Source organism: Lactococcus sp. UBA7128 (genome assembly GCF_002492185.1).
Taxonomy (GTDB): Bacteria; Bacillota; Bacilli; order Lactobacillales; family Streptococcaceae; genus Lactococcus; species Lactococcus muris.
Map to the genome: position 1 here is coordinate 1 of NZ_DKXK01000043.1, position 18,785 is coordinate 18,785.

At 40.9% G+C, this 18,785-nt stretch carries 16 protein-coding genes; all 16 read right to left on the reverse strand.

Features of this window, described 5'->3' with window-relative positions; all coding sequences use genetic code 11:
* Positions 1 to 91 precede the first annotated feature (91 nt).
* Positions 92 to 613, reverse strand: a complete 522-nt coding sequence (locus B4H39_RS05020; protein ID WP_251423028.1) for a dihydrofolate reductase family protein — start codon at positions 611 to 613, stop codon at positions 92 to 94.
* Between the two features lie 108 nt (positions 614 to 721).
* Positions 722 to 1,501: an ETX/MTX2 family pore-forming toxin gene (locus B4H39_RS05025; RefSeq protein WP_251423024.1), complete on the reverse strand. Its 780-nt coding sequence runs from the start codon at positions 1,499 to 1,501 to the stop codon at positions 722 to 724.
* Positions 1,502 to 1,553: 52 nt separating this feature from the next.
* Positions 1,554 to 1,727: a hypothetical protein gene (locus tag B4H39_RS05030; protein WP_251423020.1), complete on the reverse strand. Its 174-nt coding sequence runs from the start codon at positions 1,725 to 1,727 to the stop codon at positions 1,554 to 1,556.
* A gap of 37 nt (positions 1,728 to 1,764) precedes the next feature.
* The gene (locus B4H39_RS05035; RefSeq protein ID WP_251423017.1) at positions 1,765 to 2,541 is read right to left on the reverse strand and encodes a hypothetical protein; all 777 of its coding nucleotides are present in this window, start codon (positions 2,539 to 2,541) and stop codon (positions 1,765 to 1,767) included.
* 231 nt (positions 2,542 to 2,772) lie between these two features.
* Complete coding sequence (locus tag B4H39_RS05040) at positions 2,773 to 2,940, reverse strand: hypothetical protein (protein WP_202231046.1); 168 nt, start codon at positions 2,938 to 2,940, stop codon at positions 2,773 to 2,775.
* 17 nt (positions 2,941 to 2,957) lie between these two features.
* Positions 2,958 to 4,271, reverse strand: a complete 1,314-nt coding sequence (gene obgE / locus B4H39_RS05045; protein ID WP_251423014.1) for a GTPase ObgE — start codon at positions 4,269 to 4,271, stop codon at positions 2,958 to 2,960.
* 481 nt (positions 4,272 to 4,752) lie between these two features.
* Complete coding sequence (locus tag B4H39_RS05050; RefSeq protein ID WP_202231048.1) at positions 4,753 to 7,428, reverse strand: cation-translocating P-type ATPase; 2,676 nt, start codon at positions 7,426 to 7,428, stop codon at positions 4,753 to 4,755.
* A gap of 420 nt (positions 7,429 to 7,848) precedes the next feature.
* Positions 7,849 to 8,184 carry a DUF2200 domain-containing protein gene (locus B4H39_RS05055; RefSeq protein WP_251423011.1) on the reverse strand — a complete coding sequence of 112 codons (336 nt, stop codon included), beginning with the start codon at positions 8,182 to 8,184 and terminating at the stop codon, positions 7,849 to 7,851.
* Between the two features lie 61 nt (positions 8,185 to 8,245).
* On the reverse strand, positions 8,246 to 9,136 hold the full coding sequence (locus tag B4H39_RS05060) for an ROK family protein (protein ID WP_271328249.1): 891 nt from the start codon (positions 9,134 to 9,136) through the stop codon (positions 8,246 to 8,248).
* On the reverse strand, positions 9,120 to 10,499 hold the full coding sequence (locus B4H39_RS05065; protein ID WP_251423003.1) for a glycoside hydrolase family 1 protein: 1,380 nt from the start codon (positions 10,497 to 10,499) through the stop codon (positions 9,120 to 9,122). Before B4H39_RS05065 ends, B4H39_RS05060 begins: the two co-directional genes overlap by 17 nt.
* Positions 10,500 to 10,511: 12 nt before the next feature.
* Positions 10,512 to 11,309, reverse strand: a complete 798-nt coding sequence (locus B4H39_RS05070) for a MurR/RpiR family transcriptional regulator (protein WP_202231052.1) — start codon at positions 11,307 to 11,309, stop codon at positions 10,512 to 10,514.
* 9 nt (positions 11,310 to 11,318) lie between these two features.
* The gene (locus tag B4H39_RS05075; protein WP_251423000.1) at positions 11,319 to 13,937 is read right to left on the reverse strand and encodes a glycoside hydrolase family 38 C-terminal domain-containing protein; all 2,619 of its coding nucleotides are present in this window, start codon (positions 13,935 to 13,937) and stop codon (positions 11,319 to 11,321) included.
* A gap of 57 nt (positions 13,938 to 13,994) precedes the next feature.
* A complete protein-coding gene (locus B4H39_RS05080) occupies positions 13,995 to 14,447 on the reverse strand; it encodes a PTS sugar transporter subunit IIA (RefSeq protein ID WP_251422997.1) in 453 nt (150 codons plus the stop codon).
* Positions 14,448 to 14,461: 14 nt separating this feature from the next.
* Positions 14,462 to 15,955 (reverse strand): PTS fructose transporter subunit IIC, encoded by a 1,494-nt coding sequence (locus tag B4H39_RS05085; protein ID WP_251422994.1) that lies wholly within the window; start codon positions 15,953 to 15,955, stop codon positions 14,462 to 14,464.
* Between the two features lie 194 nt (positions 15,956 to 16,149).
* On the reverse strand, positions 16,150 to 16,887 hold the full coding sequence (locus tag B4H39_RS05090) for an MIP/aquaporin family protein (RefSeq protein WP_251422991.1): 738 nt from the start codon (positions 16,885 to 16,887) through the stop codon (positions 16,150 to 16,152).
* 50 nt (positions 16,888 to 16,937) lie between these two features.
* Complete coding sequence (gene glpO, locus B4H39_RS05095; protein ID WP_251422988.1) at positions 16,938 to 18,767, reverse strand: type 1 glycerol-3-phosphate oxidase; 1,830 nt, start codon at positions 18,765 to 18,767, stop codon at positions 16,938 to 16,940.
* Positions 18,768 to 18,785 lie beyond the last annotated feature (18 nt).

An 18,785-nucleotide genomic window follows, 5' to 3' on the forward strand; every position in this document is an offset into this window, starting at 1 on the left:
AAATGAGTGTTTGATGAGAAAAATAGGGTTGGCACATTACTTGTTGCACAAAAAAACTCAGCTTCTCATATCAGAGTTTACTGAGTTTTCTTTATTCTCTATTCTTTTTTCGCTTATAAGCCAGTTCTACAAACTGTCCATAGATTGTACTTCCTTGGAATTCTAAGTCTGCTGCATAATCGCCTTGGGGGAAAAGTGGAATTCCTTCACCAAGAAGAACCGGAGCAGTCGTTATCCTATATTCATCAATCAAGTCAGCTTCCAAAAAAGTTTTGATGAGTTGGCCACCACCAATCAACCAAATTTCTCCCTGAAGCCCCTGAACGAAGTCTGTAAGTTGTGACGGATGAACAAATTTAATATTGCCTTTGTCCTCCCAGTTCTTTTTAGAGAAAACATAGGTCATTTTGCCTTCATAAGGCCAAGTCTCCAACTTTTGATCCAAAAGCCACTGATAGGTCCGACTTCCCATAAGAATAATATCAATAGAGGAAAGAAAGGCAGATATGCCATTATCTCCTTTCCCTTGAACTGTCATCAACCAATCAAGATTATCCTGCTTGTCTGCGATGTAGCCGTCTAATGTCTGTGCAATAAAAAGTTTTACCGTCATCTGCTTCTCCTTCTTGTTTCCTCTTCCACTTAGCTTAACAAGATAAAAAAGCAAATTCAAGTCAAATACCTCCTCTGCACAAATTCTGACAGCTCTTTTCTTTCACAACTATGTAGCTTCAGCCTTTACAGGTGCTTCGTAAATTACAGGTCCGCTTGTACCATCATCCTCAATCTCTTTTATCACGAAATAAAGTTCCGTCCCATACTTGGCGTGGTAGCTCCCTACCCCCATGTTGTAAAGCGCAGTGTTATTGTTGACTTGCTGCCAGTTACTTCTGCTTTCTTTCATGAACATGTTCCAATATCTATTACTTAGCAAGTCTTCCGATGCAATGACCTTACCAAGCCCATGTGTTGAGATTGTACCTGTCTCTAAATCAGTTTTGTATGGAATCTGTGCCTTGACCTTATCCTGAAGCTTAATCGTACCAGAAGCTTCTGTGGTTCTAAGAAACCAATCTACTCGAACTTTTGTATGTGGTTCAAGGCGAATCGATGAGGAAGGAACCTTCCAAATAATCGTTTTAGACTTTGTTTTTTCATATCCCGTTGTGTACGTATACTCTACATTAAACTTTACATTAGCAACCCCTATTCCTCCAATACTTGGAAATAGGAAATGCTCTTGTGCAGACATCCCTGTATTGACAGAATGAATCGTTGTTGTTGTAATCGAATCAGACGTCTCGAAACTGAAAGAAGGGGTGTCAATGTTTTGCACGTTATTTGTATCGTTAGTAAAATGAGAAGAATGCGCTGCAAGAGCTTCGCCCTCTTTGAGCCTCATATCACTGTTCATGGAAAGCGTGGGATGATCACTCGCATTTATTGGTTTTGACTCTGCAGCACCGATGGTACCACCTGTCGCTTGTCCAGTTGCAAACATACTGTAAGAATGTGCAATGGCCAGTTTTTCAAGTTTTTCATCAATTTTAGGACTAAGTTCTCCATTGAGACTGTTTGTTTGTTTGTTTGTTTAGACATTCACTATTTCTAGGACAGTTTACATCTTTGGCAGCCACATTCTTTGAGTCAACATTGCCTAATGGCAAAGCAATGCCAAGCACCAAAAGACCGCCAGTTAAAACTGCTCCTGTTTTCTTTAAAATCATAGGGCATATCCATTCTTATTTTTCTTCTACTACTTTGCTATTTGACCATACCTTCAGCTGCCATTCCAGGATCGGCAATCTTCGTTACACCATTTAAAAATGGCATGCCCCAGTCACTTGCATGAGCCGCTCCGTCAAACTCTTGCTCAAATTTTAAGTTATCGCCTGTTACTGCATTCCACAAGTTCCCCGCAGCCCATGCGCAGTTGCCAAGAGGAGAGTAAGCGCCCCTACTTGGCCAAAAAACATATACTCCCATCATCCGAGCGATAGCAACACTTTCCTCTGAGAGCTGTGGCATAATCGTCTTTTCGATATTTTCACAGCTTGTTTTGTCATCTCCAAGCGGCAAGGTCTTTTCAACCGCAAACTTTCTTCCCGCACTGTCATCTGTAAAGTATGAGCTTCCATTTTTCACCCATCCAAAGACCTCGTGAAAACCATAAGAAGTGTAATCACCAGGTTTATTACTATGGAAAACAACAATCCAAGTATGCCCTAGACTACCGCTCCCAAAGTAAGAAATAAGCATCTTTGTTACAGCCTTTGAACGATGTGCACTGTCTCCAACCGGATACTTTGCTGCTGCTTCATCTGCAAGCCTGACAATATCAGTTATATTCGTGCGTTCCGGTGTCCGATTGGTCCGTATACTGATTTGTGGATAGCTTACATTTGGATTTCCAGTAGGCTCATACTGACTTGTATCAATATCCAAAACTCCTGCTTTTACTGTCGTTGAAGCTGTCAAAGCTCCTAAAATACCAAAAGTAAAAGCGATGAGTACGATAGAAAATATTTTGTTTTTTCTCAAAAGATAACCTCCTTTAGTTCTTTCAGCTGAAAATATTTACTTCTACTTGGAATGTTACCCTAAATATCAGTGAAGTTCAATCACATAAAGTTTCTAGAAATACAAGTTCTCTTTTCCTAAAGAAGGAGTCGGAAGATGAGTATAAAAATTGTCTTGCTCTATCGTGCACTTTATTTTCTAAAATAATCTACAAAAAAAAGAGTGCTTCACTAGGCACTCTTTTTACTCATTTTATTCGTCTTCTTTTTTGTCTGCTTCTTGTGCAGCTTTGGAGAGACGGAGTTTTCCTGAAGGATTATATTTCTTAATCAAAGCATCAATCCGTTCATCTGTCCAAAACTCTGCGGAAGCGATAAACTCACCGTTTTCATCACGGTCAGAAATAATCTTGAAGCCCACATCAACCTCCCAAACTTTTAATCTACAAATTCAAACTCAAATTTCTCGATACGAACCAGATCACCATCACGCGCACCAGCAGCACGGAGTTCCTCATCCACTCCCATCGATCGAAGCTGCCGTGCGAACTTCATAACCGACTCGTCACGATCAAAGTTGGTCATCTTGAACAGTTTTTCAAGTTTGGCACCAGATAGACGCCAAGCGGCATCATCATCCCGTGAGATGCGGAAAGGTTGTTCTTCTTCTTCAAAACCATAATATGCTTCTTCACCGAGGAAGTCTTCATCTTCGTAAAGCAAAAATTCAGGGGTCTCGGCTAAAAGTTCACTTGTACGGGCTAAAAGAGCTTGCAAACCTGTTTTGGTTAGGCCAGACACCTCAAAAATCTGGGGCATTTCCTGACCTTCGGGTAGATTCTCCGCTAATTTCTTCTTAAAGTCCGCAAGAATTTCCGGCGCCTCTGGCATGTCCATTTTATTCGCCACAATCAGTTGCGGACGTTCAAGTAGACGAAGATTGTAACTTTCCAACTCCTTGTTAATGGTGACATAGTCCTCATAAGGATCACGCCCTTCAAGACCTGACATATCTAAGACATGCAGAAGGACACGTGTACGTTCAATATGACGAAGAAACTGAATCCCCAGACCTGCACCTGAGTGTGCTCCCTCAATCAATCCAGGCATATCGGCCATGACGAAGCTGTCCCCGTAACCAACCTGAACCATGCCAATATTTGGTGTAATTGTCGTGAAGTGGTAGGCGCCAATCTTTGGTCGTGCATTTGAGACAACACTTAAGAGCGTTGACTTACCAACTGATGGGAAACCTACTAAGCCCACATCAGCAAGGACACGTAATTCAAGCATGAGCCATTTTTGCTCACCGGGTTCACCATTTTCGGCAACTTCCGGTGCAGGATTGCGCGGTGTAGCAAAGCGGATATTTCCTCGCCCTCCGCGACCACCTTTTGCCACGACAAATTCCTGCCCCTGTTCAACCAAGTCAACAATGACTTGACCTGTTTCATTATCTTTCACTGTCGTGCCCTGCGGTACTTTGACAACCAAATCTTCTGCACCGCGACCGTGCATCCCCTTGTTCATCCCTTTTTCCCCAGATTTTGCACGAAAAATACGATTGTATTTAAAATCCATCAGTGTTGACAAACCTTCATCAACACGGAAGATGATGTCACCACCGCGACCGCCATCGCCACCAGCAGGGCCTCCATCTGGTACGTATTTTTCACGACGGAAAGCAACTGCACCATCACCGCCCTTACCCGCTCTGACTTCGATTTTAGCTGTATCTAAAAATAAGCTCATTTTTTATTTTTCCTATTTCTTCCTAAAACACCTGCACTTCTCTTGGGTAATCTTTTGCCCTCTCTTGCAGTCTGTCTCTCTTGCTTTTTTCTGAAAACTTACTTTCTCTCACTCTATTTTCTTCTCAAAATAGAGCCCTGAGCTTTCTCATTTTACCACATTTCATAAATTATCTCAAAAAGAGACTTTTGGAATATGTGATATTTTGGGGGCGAGTTCTGCAGTATTTTTTTACTTCAATTGTTTTGAAAAGATAGGAAGCCAGCTTCTGCTCTCCCTTAGTTTCTCAACTCATAACTTATGATCCAAGAGCCTCATCGATTTTTACAAATTTTTTAGTCAAGTAAGCCAAAGGCTTCAATGAAGTTTCAGGGGATGAAAAAACCTCTCAGCTACAGATGACAAAGTCCATAGCTGGGAGGTTCTCCCTCTCTTAAAAGTTCCTCATACTCACTGTTTAAACAAAAGAGGAGACATGCTTTTATCCTAATTTATTAACACTTACTTTAGCTTTTTTCTGACTGATGAAAACGCGCAGGGCTTTAATGATTTCCATCATGAGCAGAGCTGCCAGAGCAAGACCTGCCGCCAACAACCAGTAGTGCATGTCAAAGTTTGCAGGAATGCTAAAGAATTCACGTGTGAAAGGTAAAGTGGTCAGGCTATAAAGTCCTAAACAGAAGACCACTGCTCCCAAAACGTATTTGTTTGAGAAGAGTCCCAGAGACAGGATAGTTTGAGAGTTTGAACGCGCTGTAAATGTTTGTAAGCTACGTGCCAAGATTAGTGTCGTAAAGGCCATTGCAACACCTAACTCATCTGAAACCTGCATCCCAATATATTGTGAAATAATCGCTGCAATACCAATCAGAGTTCCACGAACAGCGACACTGGCCATCAAACCACCTTCAAAGATTCCCTCATCAGAAGGACGCGGTTTTTTATTCATCACATTTGGTTCTGCTTTTTCCATTCCCAAAGCTATAGCTGGCACTGAGTCATTGACCAAGTTGATAAAGAGCAATTGTAGAGCAGTAAATGGACTTGCCCAGTTCATGACGAGGGCAAAGACAATCGTGATAATTGCTCCCAAGTTACCAGAGAAAAGATAACCGATAGATTTTTTGATATTGTCATAAACTGTACGACCAACAGCGACTGCATTAACAATCGATACAAAGTTGTCGTCTGTCAGAATCATTGCAGATGCATCCTTAGCAACGTCAGTACCTGACCCCATAGCAATACCGATATTGGCTTGTTTTAAGGCTGGCGCATCATTAACACCATCACCTGTCATAGCTGTAACATGAGACTTTTTCTGCCAAGCACGTACGATACGTATTTTATTTTCTGGTGATACTCGCGCATAGACCGAAATTTTCGCCAGTTTATCATCCAGCTCCTGCTCTGACATAGCATCTAACTCTTGACCGGTCACCGCAATATCGTTCTCACCAAAGAGTCCTATCTCTTGCCCAATGGCACGTGCTGTTGTTTTGTGGTCACCTGTAATCATGACAGTACGGATGCCGGCTTTTTTCGCTTCAGCTATCGAAGCATATACAGCTTCACGTGGTGGGTCAATCATGGCTGTTAAACCAATCAAGATAAGGTCGTTCTCATCTTCCAGATCTAAAACTTCTTTATCCTGTCCCAAAGGTTTGTAGGCATAAGCCAATACGCGGAGGGCTTTGTTACTAAAAGCTTCGTTTTCTTTTTGGAAATTCGCTTTGAGTTCATCCGTAAATTCTTGAACCTGACCATTGATAAGCACCTTGCTGCAACGGGCAAACATAACGTCTGGCCCCCCCTTTGTCAACATGATTTTTTCATCATCAATAAGATTGATCGTGGACATGAGTTTACGATCCGAATCAAATGGAAGTTCTGCCAAACGTGGGTAAGCGTCACGCAGTTCCTGATAAGGCTTCCCGACTTTATTACTAAAGGCAATAAGCGCCACCTCGGTTGGGTCGCCCAACTCTTGACCCTCTTCATTTATATTTGAATCGTTACAAAGTACAGCCGCTTGTACGAGAAGTGCTTCGTCATTTCTCCAAGAATCAGGCTGAGCTGGAAAACTTTCTTCTTTGCCGCTCGGCAAAAAGTAGTCAACAACGGTCATCTTGTTTTGTGTCAATGTTCCCGTTTTATCCGTACAGATAACACTTGTTGAACCTAAAGTTTCAACAGCTGGTAGCTTACGAATAATGGCATGTTGCTTGGCCATCTTGTTCGTGCCAACTGAAAGGACAATCGTCACAATAGATGAAAGTGCTTCTGGAATTGCGGCAACCGCAACTGCAACCGCAAACATAAAGGCATCTAGCATCTTCACCTCAATATTTGCACCGTCACCAGCAAAGAAGATGCGGGCAGCTTGTATCCCAAAGATAGCTACTGAAAGAATTAAGATAGCAATACCCAATTGCTTACTGAATTTCTCCAATTTCTGCTGCAAGGGAGTTTGCTTATCTTCAGCAGTTTCAAGCAGGGTCGCAATCTTACCGATTTCTGTCTGGCTTCCTGTACCTGTAACGACAAATTCACCACGACCATATACCGTGAGTGCGCCACTGTAAAGCATGTTCTTACGGTCACCTAAAGGAAGTTCTCCCTCAAGGGCTTCATCTGTTTTCTCAACAGCTTCAGACTCCCCTGTAAGCATTCCTTCTTCAACACGCAAACTCTTACAGGTCAAGATACGCCCATCTGCAGGCACAAAGTCTCCTGCTTCAAGTAGAACAAGGTCTCCAACAACTAATTCACGTGCAGGAATAGTAATTTTCTCTCCAGAACGTAAAACTTTAGCATTTGGAGCAGAGATTTGCTTCAAGGCGTCCAGTGAACTTTCCGCCTTTTTCGTCTGAATGACCGTCACAATCGAACTAATCAGTACTACACCTAGGATGATAATGGCTTCAACCACCTCTCCTAAGGCGAGCTGGACAATCGTTACAATCAATAAGACGATGACCATCGGGTCTTTAAAGGTATCAAGGAAGACTTTCCAAGTGGGAACCTTGTCTTTGCTCTTAAGTTCATTAAAACCATCACGTGCTTGTCTTTCTTTGACTTGCTGCTCCGTCAGCCCTTCAGCTGAAGCTTGCACCTCTTCAAGGACAAGGTCAGTTTCTTTGTTGTAGAATTCCATTCTAACTCCTTTTTACAATATTTGAATATGAGGGTCAGTCAGACAACAGTATTAGCTTCTTCAGAGGAAATAAGAGGTACATTTTGTGAAGTTAAAAGTCAAAAAATGATAATTTTTGGCTAATAAAACGCGCCGGCAATTCCTGTGAGAACTATCATCCTGTATCAGCTAAGAGCTGCGTATCAAAAAGACCCCTGCCAAATCTGGCAAAGGTCTTGCTAAACATGCCGTATCCATGTCAACAAAGCCGGTGAGAAAAGGCTCACGAAATGACGACTTTGTTTCGGCTTCCGCCGACGCTACTCCCCTTTGGGAACTCATATTCATTAATGTTCCTCTATGATAACAAATTCCTTCACCAAATGCAAGAGTGACATTTACAAAATCATATAAAATGAATGAACGATAGTTTGTCTCCGTTTATAGTCTTTTTATTTTTTCCAAGCTTTTTCCTTTGGCGAGTTCATCCACTACCTTATCCATGTAGCGTAGCTTCTTCATGAAGTTGTCTTCAATTTCTTCTACACGAACACCGCAAATCACCCCAGTGATAAGAGGCGCATTGTCATTAAAGGCTTGATTTTCAATCAATTGCCCCAAGCTTCCCGCGAGCTGGCTGGGATTCGTGTATCCTGTCAACCAAGTCAAAATCTCATCCAGTTCTTCTTTTGTGCGTCCTTTTTTCTCTACTTTCTCCAAGTACAGTGGATAAACGGTTTCAAATTTCATCTGTTTTACACGATCAGTGCTTGCCATATTCTTTACCTCTACAAAGCCTTTTCTTTTAAGTATATAGAGTGCTGGTTTTTTTGTCAAATCATCTCTGAGCTTTTGGGAAAACAGTGTAAAAATTTAAAGCCGCCCCAATCAGATTTGCATGGTTCATGTATCGACAACGTTCTACTCTTGGCAAGATATGGACTATATCGTACCTCTGAAGACGTTCTGCTAATTTTTTCTGGAGGATTTCTGGCAAATCTTTCCGCGCTGACATTCCCCCACCAATGATAATTGTATCTGGATCAAGCGAAACTTGGATATTATATAAATAATCAGAAATAATCTCCAGCATATTTTCGATAAGTAAAGTAGCTTGGAGATTTTTTTGATCCATTAAGTCGTACAGTTCCTTACCTGAAATTTTCTGGCCTGTCTCTTTGGAATAAGTTTCCGCAGCTTTAACCAAAGGTCCGGTTTCGCTAAAAGTTTTATGCTTCGTGTTTTTCATCAAACCGAACTCGCCCGCAAAAAGATGCGCACCTTTATAAAGCTTGCGGTTAATGAAGATAGCTCCACCTACTCCTGTACCTATGACCAAAAAAACAGCATTCTGGGCTTCTTTTCCTGCACCATAATCAATTTCACAAATCCCTGCACAATTGGCATCATTTTCGATAGCCACCGGCAAGTCAAAGCATTGTTCAATTTCATCAAATATAGGACGATTGTGCAGATAGGGTACGGCGCTGATTCCTTCAATCCTTCTTTTCGCTGTATTGACAGCGCCTGGAGACGATATCGCTATGCCCTTAAGCTGTGGATAATCTTTGATGATACTGCCCATTTTCGCAGTAAGCATTTCGAAGCTTTGAGGTGTTTTAAAAGAAGCATTATTCAGGATTTTTTCTCCATCCCATAGACCGTACTTTACTGCTGTTCCGCCAATATCAAAAACGGCAAGATTCTGTCCATTATTCTTCATATCCATTTCGCTCACTTAATTTCTTATACCAAAGTCCGCTCTTTTTCACGGTACGTTTATAATCCTCTTCCAAATCAACCCGATAAAAACCATAGCGGTTGCGATAGCCATTCAACCAAGACCAACAATCAATAAAGGTCCAAGTATGGTAACCAAAGCAATTACTTCCTTCTTCAATCGCTTGATGAAGGTAACTGAGATGCTCCTTCATAAACTCAATGCGATAATCATCTTGGATCATGCCTGAATCATCCATAAACCGCTCCTCATCAGCTACACCCATGCCATTTTCACTGACAAACCAAGGAAGATTATGATAGTCCTTTTTCATCATCATCGCTACATCATAAATGGCTTGCGGGTAAATCTCCCAGCCACGATAAGGATTAATTTTCTTTTCAGGCCAATCATAAGGTTGGTAAAAATCATCTAAGGTTTTGGCGGGGAAGCTCGCTTTCTCAGGTGCTTGAACGCGACTCGGTTGGTAATAATTTAAACCGATAAAGTCTACCGTATTCGCTGCTACATCTTTTTCATCTTCTGGCAATGTTTCAGGTAAGAGTTGGTTATTTTTGAGAAGTTCAACCAAATCGCTGTTGTGTTTTCCAAGCACCGCAGGATCAAGAAAGCTTTTTATATTGACTAAATCAGCGGCTTTTTTAGCTTTTAAGTCTGCTGCTGACTGACTGCGCGCATAGCTCGGAGATACATTCAGAATAATACCGATGGATCCTTGCGGCATAAGTTTTCTAAAGGTTTGAACAGCTTTTACGTGTGCCATTAAGGTATGATAAGCCACTTGAACAGCTTTTTTGATATCTACAATTGCAGGATAATGAAAGCCTTGTAAATAACCACACTCCACATGAACCATTGGTTCATTGAAAGTCGTCCAATCATGGACTAAATCACCAAAGCATTCAAAAGCTTTTTGGGCATAAAAACGAAAAGCCTCAACAGACTCTCGTGTTTCCCAACCTCCCTTATCCATCAACCACATGGGAATATCAAAATGATAAAGGTTAATTATTGGCTTGACACCATTTTCTTTCATCTTTGTAAAATAATCTCTATAAAAATCAACCGCCTGAGGGTTGAGCGTTTTACCGTCAGGAAGTAGTCGTGTCCATTGGATAGAGGTACGAATCGAATTAAGCCCGATAGCTTTCATCCGTTGGCAATCCTCTGCGTAATCTTCGTAAAGATTAGAAGTTGTTTCCGGTCCTTGGTTTTCATTAAATCTTTCAGGGTTTTCTTTAAACCAGTAATCCCATGTAGAAGCAGATTTACCCTCTTTTAGAGAATAACCTTCAGTTTGTGGGCCGGATAAAGCTGAGCCCCACAAAAATCCTTCAGGGAATTTTTTCATATTTTAACCTTCTTATTTTTTATTTTTATGTAAAATTTCTTCAGATTTCATCCATTTCTTTACAGAATCAGAAAACAGGTGAAGATAACGTTCGTAAAGTATGTCTAATTGAATCAAAATCGGAATTTGTGGTGAGATATTACCGATAGATTCTTCATGTGTTAAGCCCGCTGAAATTAGTGTAATATCTGCTTGTTTAATCAAATCAGAATTAGGATTGGAAGTAATCAGTGCTATCGGAATATTTTTTTCCTTTGTTATGGTCATCGCTTCAAGAAGGTTGCTGTCTATTCCTCTCAAGGATGCCACGAGTATCATTTCACCCTCACGGGCAAATTCTGCTGACATTAAGATTGACTTTTCTTCTGAAATGACACGGACATACTTGCCAAAACGTGAAAATTTGAATGAAAAGTCAGCTCCTGTATAACTGTTAAAGCCCTTTCCAAAAAAATGAATGATGTTATGATCTTTTATTAAAGCGCACAGCTTGTCCACTTCCACCTCAGAATAAGCATTGTCACTTCGTGTGGCTAAGGCGTGATAAATAGCTGTCACTGCTGATGAAATCGACGGCTCTTCTTTTTTATCCAAGGAAAGATTGTATAAAAACATGAGTTCCTTGTAATTATCCAAGCCTATCTTTTTACAAAAGCGGGTAATCGATGCCTTTGATACAGCTAGTGTTTGTGCCAATTTATCTATATTCAGCGGTGCCTTTTTACTGATAAAATAGTTGGCTATGATTTCCTCGACATAGGTTAATTCCAAACGGTGCGATTCAATTAATATGAAAATATCTTCCTTCATGATTTTTCCTCAATCTATGAAATGAACAGTTTTAATCTGTCCTGCTCTAAAATCTCCCAGATTAATTTTACTATTTTTTTGTCGTTCGGTCAGCGCGATTCCCTTCAGGTCCACAAACTCATAGCGAAGCTCCTGCTCTGACAGAATAAAATTCTCACCCTGAACCGCTTGGGTACTTGGATTATACACCCGTAAATCCCAACCGCCGTAAAGCTTATTCTTACGGAGTGAACTAAAGACAAGGTCAGGCGCTTTCAAGCTGATATTCTGGGGACTGCAAATTTTTTCTTTCAAGGTATTTGACACAAAATATTTTAAAGTCGTTGTAAAAAGATTTAGACTCTGAATTTGATAGAAAGGCAGGGATAAAGCATAATCAAGGTAACTTTGAGCAAGCCGTGCTGGGTTATAATCCTGTTCTAAACTTATGGCAAATTTGAATGTTAATTTTTCCAGCAATTGGCTATCAGGTGTTGGGATGTACTTAAAAGCATTACCAGAAGCTACACCTGGCCTTCTGAGCAAATCAGGCCGTCCTAAAAATCCGACACTTCGAAAGAGAGTTAAAGCTAACTGACGGTGATTTTCCCCGATTAATTGATATTCTTTGATTCCTTTGGCAAAAACCGTCCAACTGTTTTTATCATCGTGAACATTAACCCATTTTAACATAGGATAAATAGCCGTTGGTTCTTCACGCCAGCCGATATCTTGCCAATCTTTCAAATGCGGATCTTCTGCTTCACGCTTCACTGTACCAAAAGGCGTATCTGTGTAAGAATATTGATGAGCAAAAGGAAGATTGATGATTGCACGCATACGATGGTCCAGCGCTTGATTATCTATCGTCAAATGGCATTCGAGATGCTTGCTCCCTTTTTTTAAGGTAATTTTTAATTCGTAGTCTTGTGTTTGTTGGCAAATGCCTTCTGCCCGTTCTTTCAAATCCTTGGGAAGGTCCCAAGTACCAGTCAAAATCAGCTCTTGATAATGTTCCCCACAAAAAGCTTTTCGCTTACTTCCCGTAAGTGTCAAATCAAAGACACGATCTGCATGAGCTGGCGAGTAATCGTAAGTATCACCTTCATCACCGCCATCTTCAAAAGATAAGATGTTGTCATAACTTTGCTGCATTTTCTTATCAAATAAATGAAGCTGTCCTTTTTTATAGCTCAGCTTGTAGTAATCATTTTCAATATAATCTTGCTTGTCTTCGCTGATGACCATGCTTGACTGTTGACTTTCTTCAACGAAGTAATTCACAAAACTAAGCGCAGGAACCGTAACTTCTACAGCCAGTTCATGAATATAATAATATTTATACGGATCTTGAGCGGCTTCTTCGCGTCTGATTTCACCAGAATATTCTTTATTTCTTGCCAAAACATCAAAACTGAGCGCTTCCCCTGCTGTATTTTTCAGTTGGATATCTTCAAACTCAGTAGAGACATTAATTTTTACCGTTTTAGTTACTTCCCAAGGTAGGGTATTAAAAATGCTGACTTGATGGTCACAAACTTTTTTCTGTGACTCACTGATTTTTCTGGTCAAGTAGTCGACTATGGAATAAGAAAGTTGGTCTGCCTCGATAAAGCGTTCACGAATAATTCGATTGGTTTTATCGCTATTACAGCCGCCCGCACTGTCGTGAGCTTGATTTTTTGCCAGTAGTTTCCAGATTCTGTCAATTAAGCCCTGCTTGTTAGCAATACCAAGTTTTTCAGCCATGAGAACGAGCGGTTCTACCTGATAAATCATTCGTCTTTCCAGCTTATCATTCAAATACTTATGGTCGTAACGTGAAGAATAAATCGAGCGATGGATTTTCGAGACTGAGCTGGAGATAAATTCCCCTTCAATTGTGGTCAGTTCCTCTTTTTCGAGTTCGGAGAACAGCTCCTCATAGTTGCTTTCTTTTAACTCATAGTCACTCAGTTTCTGGTTGTAAAAATTAATCCGCTCACGCAGGTTAAAGTCTACATAACGCTGGTCTCCTCCTACAGGTAAGACAAGATGTTGCCCCACAGCACCGTCGTCAATCTGTGTCATAAGTTCTTGGGTTTGGTCACTATGAATAAGTCCAACGCCGACAAAATAACCATCCTTAATATTTGCGGCTAAAACTTTTGAACCATCTTCAGCTTGCCAATAAAATTCGCGGTCCCTTGTTTTTTCCTGCGGCAATCCACGCCAAAAGACTGTACGATCAATTCCTAACCCTTGATATATCTTAGGCATATCTTTGCTCTGACCGAAAGAGTCTGGCAGGTAACCGATATTCATATAACCACCCAGTTCTTCTGCTAATTCCATTCCCAGAGTCAAATTTCTCACTATTGACTCGCCACTTATGATGAGTTCATCTGTTTGAGTATACCATGGACCAATCCAGAGTTTTCCAGCTTGAACCAGCTTTTTGAGTCGTGTTTTTTGTTCAGGGAAACTTTGGAGGTAGTCATCCAAAATGCTCATTTGCCCATCGAGGAGATAATAAGAAATTTCATTATTCTCCAAAGCGCTCATTACTTCATCCAAATGATAAGCCAACTGGACGAAAGATTCATTATGAGTAAAATACCATTCTAAATCCCAGTGTGTATGATGAATGACGTGTACTTTTTTCTTCATTTTTACTTCCTTATTCATTTTTTCAAAAGGCCAAATCAAGATGATTTGACCTTTGAGTTAAAAATCAATTTTATCTATAACGGCAGTCAGATTATTCGGGTCTTTCTCTGATAAAATATCTTCACGAAATTGATCATCGATTAGTTTTCGAGCGATTAAGCTCAGCAACTTCAAGTGCTCAGTCGCACCTTCCTCAGGAATCGTAAGTGCCAGAGCGACTTTTACGGGTTTGCCGTCTAAAGCATTCCAAGGAATTTCATTGGCAAATCTAACGAAAAACATGCCCGGCTTTAAGTTCGTTTTATCTTTACAATGAGGAATGGCGATATGGTCTTTAAAGCCTGTTGTTGCTTCTGCTTCTCGCTGTTTTAGGCCTTCAAAATATTCGGCTTCATTGCCCACAAAGCCCAGAGAATGTGCAAACTGTGCAATAACTGCAAAGGCTTCTTCCTGTGTACGTGCGTTTGCATCGAAAAGGATATGTTCTTGATTAAAAACTTCTTTGTTCATCTTTATTCACTTTCTTATTTTGCTTTAACTTTTACTGGTTTTTTGAATTCAATACCTCGTGTAAATCCAATCAATAATGCGGTGGTCAAAATACCTGCACATACGCACAAAATCCATGTTACAAAAGGAATCGGTTGCTCAATATAACCAATAAAGGTCCCCAGAGGTGAGCCGATACCGCCATAAAATTTCGAACCGGTAGCTGAGATAAGTCCACCTGCAACAGCTGAACCTACAACGTTTGAGAAAATCATTCGTACAGGATGTGCTGCCACAAATGGAATAGCTCCTTCAGTGACACCGACAATCCCCATACCGAAGGCTGCACTGGCAGCAATTTTTTCATCTTTTGAAAATTTATTTTTAAATAATATCGTAGCCAACCATACACCTAAGGGAGCTACCGAAATCGCTGCTTGTGTTGCTGTACCGGGTACAAAGTTTGCACCTTCAATACCATATTTTGTCATTGTATCGGTAAATATTGCTGTCCCAAACACCAAAGCCGTTTTATTGATTGGTCCACCCAAGTCAAACCCAATCATTGCGCCACAAATGGCTCCGATAATGATTGGTGCACCTGCGAAATTATTATTTAAGTTGGTTAACCCATCATACATAGCATCCATCCCCACTGAGATTGGATTCCCGATGATATAAAGCACAATCAAGCTGATAACTGCTGTTGCAATAAAGGGAATAATCATAATTGGCACGATTGGCATAACAAATTTAGGCCATTTTATTTTTTTCAATCCTTTGACCATATAGCCAACAATGAAAGCTACAATAATAGCACCAATAAAACCTCCACCTGCTTCAGTTCCTAAAAATTCTGGATCATTAACAAGATAAGCACCAATCATGGCAGGAGCTATTGCGGGTTTGTCTGCAATGGAATTTGCTACGAAACCAGCAAATAGTGGAATCATCAGTTTAAAACCCATCTGCCCAACATAAAAGAGTTTTTCCATAAGGAAGCCCATTTGTGTTGTATTGTCAAACCCCCACTTAACAATACGTCCTAGGTCGTCTCTTTGAAAGGCATAGAGATTGGCAATGGTAAGGAGAAGACCAGCAGCGATGACCATTGGCACCATATAAGAAATACCACTCATCACATGGGTCAGAAAAGTAACCTTATCTTTATCATTACCAATCTGAATATTCCCTACTTTACTTCCTTTCTTGCCAAAAACTTCAGCCTCAGCGAATGCTTTTTTTATTAAGGCTTCAGAATCTTCAATTGCCGGAATAGATTTTGTAACATAAAGCGGCTTACCTGTGAAACGAATCGGATCAATCTTAATGTCTGAGGCAACAAGCACAAGATCTGCGCTTTCGATCTCTTCTGGAGTTAAAACATTCTCTGCTCCAATAGCTCCATTGGTCTCTACTTTGACCTCATAGCCCATTTTTTTAGCCGCTTTTTCGATAGACTCGGCGGCCATATAAGTGTGCGCTATTCCAGCAGCACAGGCCGTAACGGCTACTATTTTTTTCGACATTTTGTTTCCTCCAAAATTTTTCTTTTAGTTTCGTTATATTTGTAATATAGCAGCTCTTATTTTCAAAAGCAAGGAAAAATAAAGCGTTTTCTTTATTTAGTTTTTATTCCCATAAACTGTAGGATTACTGGTACTTTTTTCATAAAAAAAGAGCTAGATCTATGTCTAACTCTACTTTTGTCTATTATTTCAATTTATTTACTTGTAAATTGAATAACCATGTTAAAGAGAAGGGCACCTAAGCTACCGCCAATGATTGGACCTACAACAGGAATCCATGCGTAAGACCAGTCAGAATCTCCTTTGCCCTTGATAGGTAAGATAGCGTGCATGATACGAGGACCTAAGTCACGTGCTGGGTTCAAAGCGTAACCTGTTGTCGCACCGAGTGATAAACCAATTGCTGTGATAATCGCACCCACTAAGAGTGGCGAAACTCCAGAAGTTTGCGTAATGGTATACTGGCCAAAGGCAAGTATACCCGCCGTTAAGACTGCTGTTCCAACAATTTCACTGATCAAGTTTGAGGGGGTATGACGAATAGCTGGTCCTGTAGAAAAAGTTCCCAAGATATCTGCTTGATTTTTGGTTTCTGCATAGTGTGGATAGAACATCAGGTAAAGAATAACACTGGCTGCCATTGCACCAAGCATTTGCGCGATAATATAAGGTAAAACCAAGCTCCAGCTAAAGCTACCAATCATTGCCATTGCAATTGTAACTGCTGGGTTCAGGTGGGCAGGCGACATAAATCCGGAAATGTAACCCCCCATCATTACTGCAAAGCCCCAACCAAGTGTGATGGCAACCCAACCTGCACCTGTTGCTTTTGTCTTGCTCAGGACAACGCCTGAAACCACTCCGTTACCAAGAAGAATTAAGGTAAATGTTCCTAAAAATTCCCCAAGTAACTGTATCATTTCTGAGTGCATATTGACTCCTTTTTTTCTATTTTATTGAACAATGCTTCTTATGCGCATAGTTAGGCTTTCAAATCCGACAGGCTTGATTCACGAAGGGCCGCTTCCAAAGCTTTTTCTTGATTGGCCTTTTCTTCAGGAGACCACTCTAGGAAATTAGACATAGCATTTACCACATGAACTTTGATGGCGTCAACTCCCTCACTCATAAAGAGAATATGGTTGGTTCGACGCAGCAAGTAATCCACAGGTGTCAAGATCATCTCGTCTTCAAGTGCATAGCGTAAGCGCGCTGACTCTGCTAAAGAGAGTCCCTCATAAGCTGCCATTTCCGAAGCATAAGCAAATATTTTAAGTGCATTCATCCCATAAAAGTCTGCAATGTATTTTGCTTCATCTTCTGTGAGACCTGCTTCCACTCCCGCTTTCATATTTTCAGCAACAACTTCTTCTACTTTTCCTGGGTCAAATTCACCTCCGGAAATTTGATATTTTTTAGAGTCAATGGGCTCATATTTTAACCCAAAATCTTCTTCAAGAAGTTGGCAGATCAGCTTCATCGCACCAGCTGCCATTTTACGGTAGTCAGTGATTTTCCCACCTGCCAAGGTGATTAAGCCGTCGCTCTCGCGCTCAAGCGAGCTGCCACGAGATACGGATGAAGGCTCGCTTCCTTTTTCAGAAAGACTCGACTCCATATGATTCAAAAGATGCTCTACTTCTGCTTTTGTTGCTGTTTTATTTTTATAACGCAGTACAGCCTCAACAACAGCATTGAAACTGGTTTCGGAAACTGCACCGTTGTCACCACCATTATAGTCTGAGCCTGAATTTCCGCCTAATAATGGACGCAAGCCAGCCCATGAAGCTTCAATGTCATCAAGTGTAATATGTGCTTCAGGGTAACGGAAATTAATGACATCCAGAAGGTAGTCCACATCTTCTTGGGTCACTTTTGGATCGGTAAAGTCGCCATGATAATCCGTATCTGTCGTACCAAAATAGGTTTTATTTTCACGGGGAATAGCAAAGACCATACGTTTATCATGCTTGCCTGTATCAAAGTAAGTCGGTTGTGGCACAGGCAACTTGGCAGCATCAACCACGAGATGGACACCTTTTGTTGGACGCATTTTTGGTACGATTGGACGTGTAAAATTCAGATAACGAATCTTATCCACCCAAGGACCACTGGTATTAATAACCAACTTTGCCTCTACTTCGATGATTTCATCTGTCAATAGATCACGCGCACGTACACCAGAGATTTGGCCGTCTGTATAAAGAAAATCAATGACTTTCATCTTACTGATGGCTTGTGCACCATCTTCGACAGCTTTTTTAATATTATCAATAACCAAGCGCGCATCATTATTACGAAAATCAAGATAGACTCCTGCACCTTGCAGGCCTTTTTTCTTGATGAGCGGCTCACGGCGGAGCACTTCTTCTGGCGAAATGGTGTAGTTGGCATAGGGAGAATCTTCGTTTATACCCGCTAAACGGTCATACAAATCCATCGCTATTTTGACTGAAAACATGTCAAAGGTTGTTCTTCCCTCATCGTCATAAATGGGAAGAAGCATTGGATCAGGTTTTGGTATATGGGGCGCAATCCCTTGAACAACAGCTCGTTCAGAAACTGTATCGGAAACCACTTGTACATCAAAGTTTTTGAGGTAACGGATGCCCCCATGCACAAGTTTTGTTGAACGTGACGAGGTTCCTTCTGAAAAGTCCTGCATTTCAAGCACGGCAACTTTCATGCCAGCGGCTGCAGCTTGCAGAGTCAATCCTGCACCTGTTATGCCTCCCCCAATAACGAGTAAATCCAGTTCTTCCTCTTGAACTTTCCTGATTGCTTCTTGTCTTGTTTTTTTAGAAAAAGCCATTTCTATCTCTCCTTTTAT